Source organism: Hyella patelloides LEGE 07179 (genome assembly GCF_900659865.1).
Lineage (GTDB): Bacteria > Cyanobacteriota > Cyanobacteriia > Cyanobacteriales > Xenococcaceae > Hyella > Hyella patelloides.
In genome coordinates this window covers 1-9,172 of the sequence record NZ_LR214050.1, presented here as the reverse complement: position 1 = coordinate 9,172, position 9,172 = coordinate 1, and the positions used below count along the sequence as shown (strand labels likewise).

Here is a 9,172-nt window from a genome sequence, read left to right as displayed (position 1 = left end):
GGAATTTTGGGGTGGGTACTTGGAGACCATAGTGCTGAAACATTCCAACCGTTGTGGAAAATAGTTGAACAATGGCAATGCTACTTCTATGTAACGGATGGGTGGAAGGTTTATCCAGGTTTTATTCGGTGATGGAGATCAAATCATCTGTAAAACCTATATGACAAGAGTTGAGGGCGAAAACACAAGATTAAGACATTATCTAGCACGCTTAAAGAGAAAAACTCTTTGCTATTCTAAATCTGAAGTAATGCTGAAACACTCAATTCGATTACTGATTCATTATCTGAAATTTTGGGATGTTCCAGTGCCTTGTGTCGAAAATAATTTTCTGACTTAGCGTTCGCATTATTCAGGCTTTCATACCCTAATTTACCAACGCCCTTTTTTTTGGGAGGGAGGTTTTTGTTACCGAACTCTTTCAGGCTACTGTAACTCGTAGGTTTATTCCCGTTTTGGGGGCATCGGGAAGCGGAAAATCTTCTGTTGTTTTAGCAGGATTAGTCCCTCAACTACAAGAGAAAGGTAATTGGTTATTTACCCATTTTCGTCCTGGTACAGAGCCTTTTTTAGCACTGGCGCAAGCACTCGTTCCGCTTTATCAACCCAATCTCGATGCAACCGAACAAATATCTCAGCAACGTAAGTTAGCTGAATACTTTCAAGATGGTTCTGTTCTTTTACAAGATATTTTTGCTCGAATCGAGCGTAACTATCCTAATAGGCAAGTGCTATTGATTGCCGATCAATTTGAGGAACTATATACTCTATGCCCTAATGAAACAATCCGCCGTCAATTTTTAGATTTATTATTAGATAGCTTTGGTGCTAACCCGCAACAACTGAGATTTCTTCCTACCTTAGTCACCACAATGCGGGCTGATTTTTTGGGTAAGGCTTTGGCATATCGTCCCTTTGCCGATATTTTGCGGAATTCAGATATCAAGCTCGGAGCAATGAACCAAGAGGAACTATCGCAAGTAATTACAAAACCTGCTGCTACTGTGGGCGTTAGCTTTGAATCTGGATTAGCAGAGCGCATTTTAACCGATGTGGAAAACGAACCAGGTAATTTAGCTTTACTAGAATTTGCTTTAACTGAGTTGTGGCGAGAAAGAATAGGCGATAAATTGACCCATCAAGCCTACGAAAAAATCGGTCTGGTAAAAGGTGCATTAGCCAAATATGCCGAAGAACAATACCAACAGTTAAGCAAAGCAGAACAAAAACAAGCCCAACAAATTTTCGTGCAATTAGTAAGCTTGGGCGAAGAAAACAACGACACCAGAAGAAGAGTAGAGCGCAACCAACTAGGAAAAGCCAATTGGCAATTAGTCACTCGCAAACGCGGTTTAGCCGATAGCCGTTTGGTGGTGACAAGTCTTGCCGAAAGCAAAGAAAGAGAAACCCTAGAGATAGTTCACGAAGCTTTAATCGGTAATTGGCAAAGATTGCGTCAGTGGATAGATACGAGTCGCGAGCAACTAAAACAACAGCATAGGCTTGAGGATGAAGCGAAACAGTGGCAAGATTCGGGATACAAAATTGATTATTTGTTATCTAAGAAGCGATTAAAAGAAGCGAAAGAATTTCAACAAGAGCAAAAAGAACGGTATCCTCTATCAGAGCTAGCTCACAGCTTTATAAAAAAAAGGTAACTCCCTAGGTAGGTAGTTCAGGAAAAGACAGGAGGCTTACCAGATAAAGCTTGTATGATGACTTTCAGCAGATTGAGATTCTGTTTTCTGGCAGTGGACAGAAAAGAACGTATCTTGGCAAAGTCTAGAGCATTGTCCCCAGAACGAAAGCAACCAGAAATTTTCTGTTTACACTTCATCATCCGTAAATCACGTTCGGCTTGATTATTTGTAAAAGGGACATCAGGTTCAAAGAGAAAGCGCAATACATCTGAGGCGTAATCCGATAGACGGAGTAGCAGATTATGACCCACCCGCCGTTTGACCCGTCCCCGATTACTTTTACGAGTTAAAGGAGGTTGAGATTCATGAAAATTTAATCCTCTCTGGAGAATTGACTGATAAAGTTGAGTTAGTCGAATCAAGATGGGTTTGGGAATAGTTTCAGGGTAACGATGTCGATACTTATTGGCTAGAGTCAAAAGTTTTCTCATGGAGAAAGCCCAAGATTCTTGCTCAATTTCGGCTAAAGCTTTAAGTTCTCTCAAATGATGGGCATTACACAAACCGTGACTCACATTTTCAAGCTGAAAATAGGACTTCCAATGATCGTGAATTACTCTTCCTGTAATCCCTTCTAATGGTTCGAGGTCTTTGCGTTTGACTGCTGGTCGATACCAGGTTGCCGTTTCTGTGGAGACCACATGTAACCATTGTGTCTTGCCACAGATGCGGAATCCTGTCTCATCCAGATGCTTGACTGGGGCAGCTTTGACTGAAATTGCTAATTTTTCTACCACAGGAGACATGATTTGAGCTAGAGATTTGCTGGTATTGGCAATGGTTCCAGTACTGATTCGACAACCATACAAATCTTCGATTGCTTCACTTAATCTGTCTTCGGGAATAAAATGCTGATGTTGAAGATAGGTTGATACGGCTTTAATTCTTACTCCGTATTGGACTGGTGCTTTGACTGCTTCAGTCAAACATCCTTCTAGTTTCTCTTCACATCTAGGGCATCGTTTAATTTCTACTTGATGTTCTGTTATTTCCATTCGCGGTTCTGGGATGTCAAATACCTGTCTTTTGATTACTGATACTACTTTTTCCCTACTCACATCACATCCGCACCCCCAACAAGAATCTGGTGCTAAATGCTTGACCAACCTGTCTGGTTCTGAAACTTGTTCTAATGTTTGACCTCTATGACCTTTTTGTCCTCCTGTTTTTCGCCCACTCTTCCCTCGAAGACTTTTGGTTCGATGAGGTTTCTTGTTCAGTCCATCAGAAGATGGGGGTTGGGAGCTATTGTCACTATTTAAGCCCAAACGTCTCTCAAGCTCTGCTATTCTTTCCCGCAGTGCTTGATTTTCTTTTTCTAAGGCAATTATTTTCTGTTCTTGTTCTTCCCTGCTCATAGAAAAAACATTATCATTATTTTTGCCATTCTTTTATAACAACCTGGGGAGTTACAAAAAAAGTATTAAGCAACAAAGAAAAGAGAGAATCAAAGCTTGGGGATTATTTGCGATCATTCCCTTGATTGGGACGGTTGTTGGCGGATCTTTTATATTTACGGAGACGCAGTTAAATGCTGATAAAAGATTAATTCGAGATTGTCCAAAGGAAAAAGAAGATTGCCCTGGCAGAATTGAAGCTTTGGAAAGGTTAGCTAAGGCTAAAAGGAATCTAAATGATTTCAATCTTAGTGGTGCCAATCTTGGTTTTGCCAAGCTTAGTGGTGCCGATCTTATTAATGCCAATCTTAGTGGTGCCGATCTTATTAGTGCCGATCTTAATATTACCAGTCTTATGCTTGCCGATCTTAGTAATGCCAGGCTTAATTTTGCCGATCTTAGTAATGCCAGGCTTAATTTTGCCGATCTTAGTAATGCCAGGCTTAATTTTGCCGATCTTAGTGTTGCCGATCTTAATTTTGCCGATCTTAGTAATGCCAATCTTATTAATGCTAGGCTTCCTTACGCTAACCTTGAGGGAGCTAACCCTAAGGGAGCTAACCTTGAGGGTGCTATCTTAATCGACTCCGAAGGTCTCGACTACTCTCAAATCGAATTAGCTTGCAATTGGGACAAGGCTATTTATAAAGGTCACTACGATGAAGAAGAGGAAAAATGGATAGTCGACCGCGAAGCCAACGATCGATACATAAAGCAACTCAAACAAGATAAAGATTCCGAACCAAAAGAACCAGTTGATTGTAGTAAGTGGGAAGATAGATAAGTCATAAATTGAAAGATTATTGAAGCTTTTCTAATACAAATAATTCACTATTAACTCAATTATTTCAGTCGAGCAAGTAAAAAACAGCTACTCAGCGATAGTTGCGATCGCACTTTTAACGATCGCAACTACATAAAAGCGATCGCAATTTTCAAAAATTAAACTTTTAAAGTGCGGAGGAGAACAACTATTATGACTAATCAACAAGATTCAGATATGCTCGATGAATACGATTTCAGCCAAGGCATACGAGGTAAATATACTCAGAGGTATAGCGAAGGGAGCAACATTGTTAAGTTAGATGATGATGTGGCTGAAATATTTCCCGATGAAAGATCGGTCAATGATGCATTGCGAGCTTTAGCTAAAATTATTCGTTCTCATCAACATTCAGCCTAACCCGACGATTGTAAATAATTCAGTTTAACAAGGGGAAAACAGCTACCTTGATTTTCAAGCGATCTCTATTGAAAACACAAAACTTTCAAATTGCGATCAACTCTTAGAGTTGATGAGTAGTTATCAGGCGATTGCTTTTTCAACAACAGAACTCTGGCAATGCGATCGCCGATAAGTTTCAGAATAAGATTAAAGCCAATTGCCAAATATAGCTAATTGAGAGTTTTTACCCCTGTGTAATTAAGAATTTTGCTATCAGCCGTTAACAAAAAACAATCATAAACTTTGGCAGTAGCGACCACAATTTGCGGTGCGACCCCGCGCCGACGTAAGGCGCAAGGGAACGCGCACCAAGACGGTCTGCTGGATCGTTATGAAATCCAGGTAGTTGAGTAGATTCAACTACTATAGGAACAGTTAATTCTAATAATTGTACTCCTGGATAAGCTAAAGCTGTTCTTAACCACTCGTCAACTGGGATAGATAAAACTAACCTATTTTTCTCAACTAATTTAGCCACTTCCCAACAAGAAATGATACTAATACCCAACCCTTGAGATTGATAATCTTGTATCCATTTTTTGTATTGCTCGATCAATCTTGGACTATCATTAACCCACCAGAGCCAAATATGAGTATCAAGAACAATCACTTTAATGCTTCCCAATCATCAAAAGAGGTAGCAGATTCAAAAGGATATTCATAACTAATAACTGTTCCCTTTAGCGGATAAGAGCCAGGTGCAGTTTGAGATGAATTACGTTCCAAAATAATTACTTCTACTTCATCACCTTTTTTGAAGGGTAAATTTTGTAGTGACAGCTTGCCGTTTTCGGTCAGAGCAGTTTTTATACGGTGTGCATTCATCGTGTAGGAGAGAGATTAAGTTACTTAATCTTATTGTACTAATGGGTGAAGCTCAATTAACAATGTTGGGCAACTGTGCTGTTTGGAACTTACTAATTTCACAACAAAACCCGCAAACTGTGATCGCAAAAGATTACCATAATAAAACAAATAGATTATTTGTTCTGCCTTTTTTTCACTCTTTAAGAACCATTAACCACTGTTTAATCTATCACTTTAGTTGTAGATAAATATACTTAATAGGTCAGCGAAAGTTACAGACTATTTACCTCTTTCGTTAAAGACTAAAAACATCCTCATAAATATCTGCCATTATAAAAGTCAGTCCCACTGAATATAAAGCTAAATCATCATCTTTATCCAAGGTTTGTACTGTCCAATTACCTTTATTATCCTTACGATAAATTTCTACTTTGATTTCATCTTGAGAAACCAAAACGTATTCTTGCAAGCTATCAATAGTTTGATAATTAATTCGTTTCTCTCTTTTATCTGTAGTTTCAGTGGAATTTGAAAGAACTTCTACAATCAAATTAGGATTGGTTTTAAAGTATTTTTTATTGTCATTTGGATCGCAGGTAACTAATAAATCGGGATAATAGAATATATCTGCTTGTTGTGCCTTAACTTTTACTTTCATGTCAGAAACAAAAGTACGACAGGAACTTCCTCGTAAATGAGGACGTAATATAGCAACAAGATTCGTGACTATCAGATTATGTGCCTCGCTAGCACCAGCCATAGCAAAGATTTGTCCCGCTACGTATTCATGACGCACTTCGGCATCTTGCTCTGATTTAAGGTATTCTTCAACGGTAATCAGGTTTAAGGGCGATCGCATGGTTTTATTTTTTCTCTAAGATTTACTCTTTCTTCTATTGTCCTACAAGCCATAAAGCGCAGCGACGCAATCGTCTATTTCTTTTTCCCATGCTTCACAGTCAACACCTTTAGCATCAAAGCATTTTTAGACTAATTTAGATATTGCTTCTTTTTCTGAGTTGGAAGCATTAGGAATGGGAATGTTAACGGCTCTTCTGGAATTCCCGTGGTAGACGCTACAGATAGTGTAGTTGTCAAGAGTATGACTACTTTGAGAGGATGAAGATATCAAATTAACTGTGGTGAGCATGATGGATAACTCGATTCAGATTCCTCTAGATTTGCCCGATGTTCGGGTATTAGAAGTATCGAAAACGGAAGAGGGATCTTGGCTGATTCGAGTTGAGAGTACTCTTCAGGGTACTTCATGTCGTAAGTGCGCAGCAATTCTCATTTTGAGAAGAGAAGTATCATAGTTTTCTACGTAAACAAGAGGACTATTGCCAAATTCATCTTTTTTCGTCCCTCGGTTTGCTGGGACTAACCGAGTTACATATATGTTACAGAAAACAGAATATATTGGATGAACCCCAATTCTTATTATCAATCAAAAATTAGGAAACATTGCTCTTACTTTAAAATTTATTGGGTGACTTTTTGAGCTATTCTTTTTTTAGGTTGTTGATTAGCTAGTATCAATAAATTTCTTTTGCTCACCTTCTGATATTAGATAAACAAATAACTCCGACCAATCTTCAAACCATTCGTATTTCACTAATGCCTTAATATCGTTAAAAAATGTTTTTCTTTTCTTTAAGGCTTTTCGAGCTTCTTTATACAGGCTATTGGTTAATTCTAAAACGTTATGAAATAGAAAACTTAGTAGGTTCAAAGAGAGTAGGATTTCTGATAAATTCTCTTGTCCATGTCCGAAATTATGTTCTAAATTATAGCCTTGATTTTTGAGAAGATTATTCCCTTCATTTTCCACTTTCCATCTTGTTCGTCCACTAACTATTATCTTTTCTATTTTCTCATCATTTAATTGATGATTGGTAATAAAAGTATTTCGATAAACGACTTTCTTTTTAGTCGAATCATAGATTTCTACTGAGTACCAATTAACCATTAAACTGGGCTCATTCTCTCTTAATGGAACATTGTTCGCATACTTATAATTGTAATATAAAAGTTTATTTTTTTGATATTTTCTAATTTTACCTTCAACCACTTCTCCGTTTTTTTCTAAAAATTCCAGCCATTCATATAAACTTTTATGAGATGATGGTTTAGCTACAAAAATAAAATTATATCCTTGTTCAAGAGATAATTCACCTATAGATTGTCGAGAATAAAGATCATCTCACAATAAAGTTATTTCCTGACTTTTTTTCCCTCGCTGGATTTCTTAACAACCATCTTTTTATCGCTGCATTCTCACAATCTTGTTTCGTCTTTCCATCTTGTTTTCTAATAAATTCTGGGTCTAGATTGATGACTTGTTTTATCTCAGGAGCTACAATCACTGGTGTCATTACTTATTATCATCAAGTAATGACACCATTTTTATGATGGCGACAAAAGAAGATGAGAGCAATGAATTTTTTTTGATGAATAATATTCCGTTCCATCTAAAGCTAATAAAATTTGATTGTCTAAATACTTAAAATTATTGATTATTTGATTCTCATTTAACCACATCCATACGCTTTCAAAAGCTCCAGAAATTGTTGAGGCTGGAATGGTATCTAATAAGGCTCTTATCTGGTTATCTGAAGGGATTTTTCTCAATCCAAATAAACTTAAAGCGTTATCTTTTCCTCTTCTTTTTTTCATTAACTTTTGATGTTCTAAAAAAGAAGGACATTGCGTAAAAAACACGGAGAAGGCAGCTATCATCAAATCTCGTATCTCATAAGTTGTGTTTAATCCAGTTCTTGAATCTGGCAAATCATTCAATTGAAGGAATAGAAATTGAATTAATTCTGATGGCGAAATGGTGACAGCAAATTCTTCCATTTTTTCCTATCAATTAGATGCAGTAATTACCTTAATTGTAGTATAGAGAGATTCTGTTTTTCGCGACTCAGATAATCTGTACTGAGTATTCTTACTTAATTTATTTCAGGGGGTTCAAAGTTCTCTTAAGCAGCTAGAGAACTTTGGCTTCTCTGTTTTTCAAAATGAGAATTGCTGACATCATCATCGATCGCTTTCATGTGGCACGAGCTTATCGTCGTTGTGCCGATCTAGTGCGACGACAGGAACTGAAATTCCTCAAGCAAAAGTTATCGAAGAAAGAGTATGCTCAGATCAAAGGTGCGATGTGGCCCTTTCGTAAATCTTTGGAACAGCTTACAGATGAAGAATGGGAATTACTCCAACGTCTCTTTACTTACTCTCCTAAATTGAAAGAAGCATATATTCTACGAGAGGAATTGACTCAGAGCTTTGAACGCAAATATAACCCCAAGGGAGCTAAGTGCGCGATTCGTGCTTGGTGTAAACGAGTGCGCCTTCAGGAAATTTCCCAGTTTGACCGAGAGGGGTGCTGGGGTTTCCCCAGCATACCCAATCGAGGTGTTGATAGCTTCTTAAGTACGATTGAAACCTGGCTGGAGCAGATCGCCAACTATTTTGAGGTCTCGCCGTCTGGGGTCTCCCCAGACGCTCGAGTAGACCGTCTGGAGCGACTTACCAGTAGCTTTGTTGAAGGGTTTAACAACCGAGTTAAGGTTCTCAAACGCCGTTGCTATGGCATTTTTGATGTAGATCGTCTTTTTCAACGACTCACACTCGACATTCATGGCTCTGAAATATTTAATACCTGACCCTCCACCATATTTAGTGTTTCCCACGGGAATTCCAGAAGAGCCTGAATAATTTTGGCTCTGGCTCACCAGAGAGCGAGATAAATTTTCTGCATCTATCCATTCTCATGAAGGGCTGCTTCATGAGAATAAGGGGATGATCGCGATCACGCAGTGCCAGGCTCCGCCTGATCGCAGATATCGATTTTTCTCTCATTCTCACTCGATAAGCGTTCATACTCGTTCTTTTTCTTTATTGCATGAACCTATCCCACTAATATGATTTTGGTAATCCACATATGAATAGTTGCCAAAGTCAAAAAACCATCAAAAACAAGAGATTGACGTTCCCAACGAACCACTAAACGTCTATATTTTCTTTGAAACCAAGAG

At 38.1% G+C, this 9,172-nt stretch carries 6 protein-coding genes and 6 pseudogenes; 6 read left to right on the top strand and 6 right to left on the bottom strand.

The window, feature by feature from the left end; genetic code table 11:
- Both H1P_RS28020 and H1P_RS28015 read left to right on the top strand, forming a co-directional pair.
- Positions 1–340: pseudogene (locus H1P_RS28020) on the top strand (IS1 family transposase); the annotation flags it as partial.
- Between the two features lie 52 nt (positions 341–392).
- Positions 393–1,658: pseudogene (locus tag H1P_RS28015) on the top strand (nSTAND1 domain-containing NTPase); the annotation flags it as partial.
- A 17-nt stretch (positions 1,659–1,675) separates the two neighbouring features.
- Here H1P_RS28015 and tnpC read toward each other — a convergent pair.
- Positions 1,676–3,058 carry an IS66 family transposase gene (tnpC, locus tag H1P_RS28010; protein WP_144873932.1) on the bottom strand — a complete coding sequence of 461 codons (1,383 nt, stop codon included), beginning with the start codon at positions 3,056–3,058 and terminating at the stop codon, positions 1,676–1,678.
- A gap of 22 nt (positions 3,059–3,080) precedes the next feature.
- Here tnpC and H1P_RS28005 point away from each other — a divergent pair, with 22 nt between their 5' ends.
- Together H1P_RS28005 and H1P_RS28000 are read left to right on the top strand one after the other, a co-directional pair.
- Positions 3,081–3,881: a pentapeptide repeat-containing protein gene (locus tag H1P_RS28005; RefSeq protein WP_222427283.1), complete on the top strand. Its 801-nt coding sequence runs from the start codon at positions 3,081–3,083 to the stop codon at positions 3,879–3,881.
- 192 nt (positions 3,882–4,073) lie between these two features.
- Positions 4,074–4,280 (top strand): hypothetical protein, encoded by a 207-nt coding sequence (locus tag H1P_RS28000; protein ID WP_144873928.1) that lies wholly within the window; start codon positions 4,074–4,076, stop codon positions 4,278–4,280.
- Between the two features lie 212 nt (positions 4,281–4,492).
- On the opposite strand, the pseudogene H1P_RS27995 reads toward H1P_RS28000, so the two are convergent.
- From H1P_RS27995 to H1P_RS36630, 4 genes and pseudogenes are all read right to left on the bottom strand, one after another.
- Positions 4,493–4,932: pseudogene (locus tag H1P_RS27995) on the bottom strand (type II toxin-antitoxin system VapC family toxin).
- Positions 4,929–5,147, bottom strand: coding sequence for a hypothetical protein (locus tag H1P_RS27990; protein WP_144873926.1), 219 nt, complete (start codon positions 5,145–5,147; stop codon positions 4,929–4,931). The pseudogene H1P_RS27995 and the gene H1P_RS27990 overlap by 4 nt, the downstream one beginning before the upstream one ends.
- 277 nt (positions 5,148–5,424) lie before the next feature.
- Entirely contained in the window at positions 5,425–5,988 is a 564-nt protein-coding gene (locus H1P_RS27985; protein WP_144873924.1) for a Uma2 family endonuclease, read from the bottom strand.
- A 126-nt stretch (positions 5,989–6,114) separates the two neighbouring features.
- On the bottom strand, positions 6,115–6,279 hold the full coding sequence (locus H1P_RS36630) for a hypothetical protein (RefSeq protein ID WP_186376185.1): 165 nt from the start codon (positions 6,277–6,279) through the stop codon (positions 6,115–6,117).
- A gap of 1 nt (position 6,280) precedes the next feature.
- Here H1P_RS36630 and H1P_RS27980 point away from each other — a divergent pair.
- Positions 6,281–6,409: pseudogene (locus tag H1P_RS27980) on the top strand (ISL3 family transposase); the annotation flags it as partial.
- A gap of 245 nt (positions 6,410–6,654) precedes the next feature.
- Here the strand turns inward: H1P_RS27980 and H1P_RS27975 are convergent.
- A pseudogene (locus H1P_RS27975) lies at positions 6,655–7,988 on the bottom strand (ISNCY family transposase).
- 173 nt (positions 7,989–8,161) lie between these two features.
- Here H1P_RS27975 and H1P_RS27970 point away from each other — a divergent pair.
- Positions 8,162–8,800, top strand: a pseudogene (locus tag H1P_RS27970) (transposase); the annotation flags it as partial.
- Positions 8,801–9,172 lie beyond the last annotated feature (372 nt).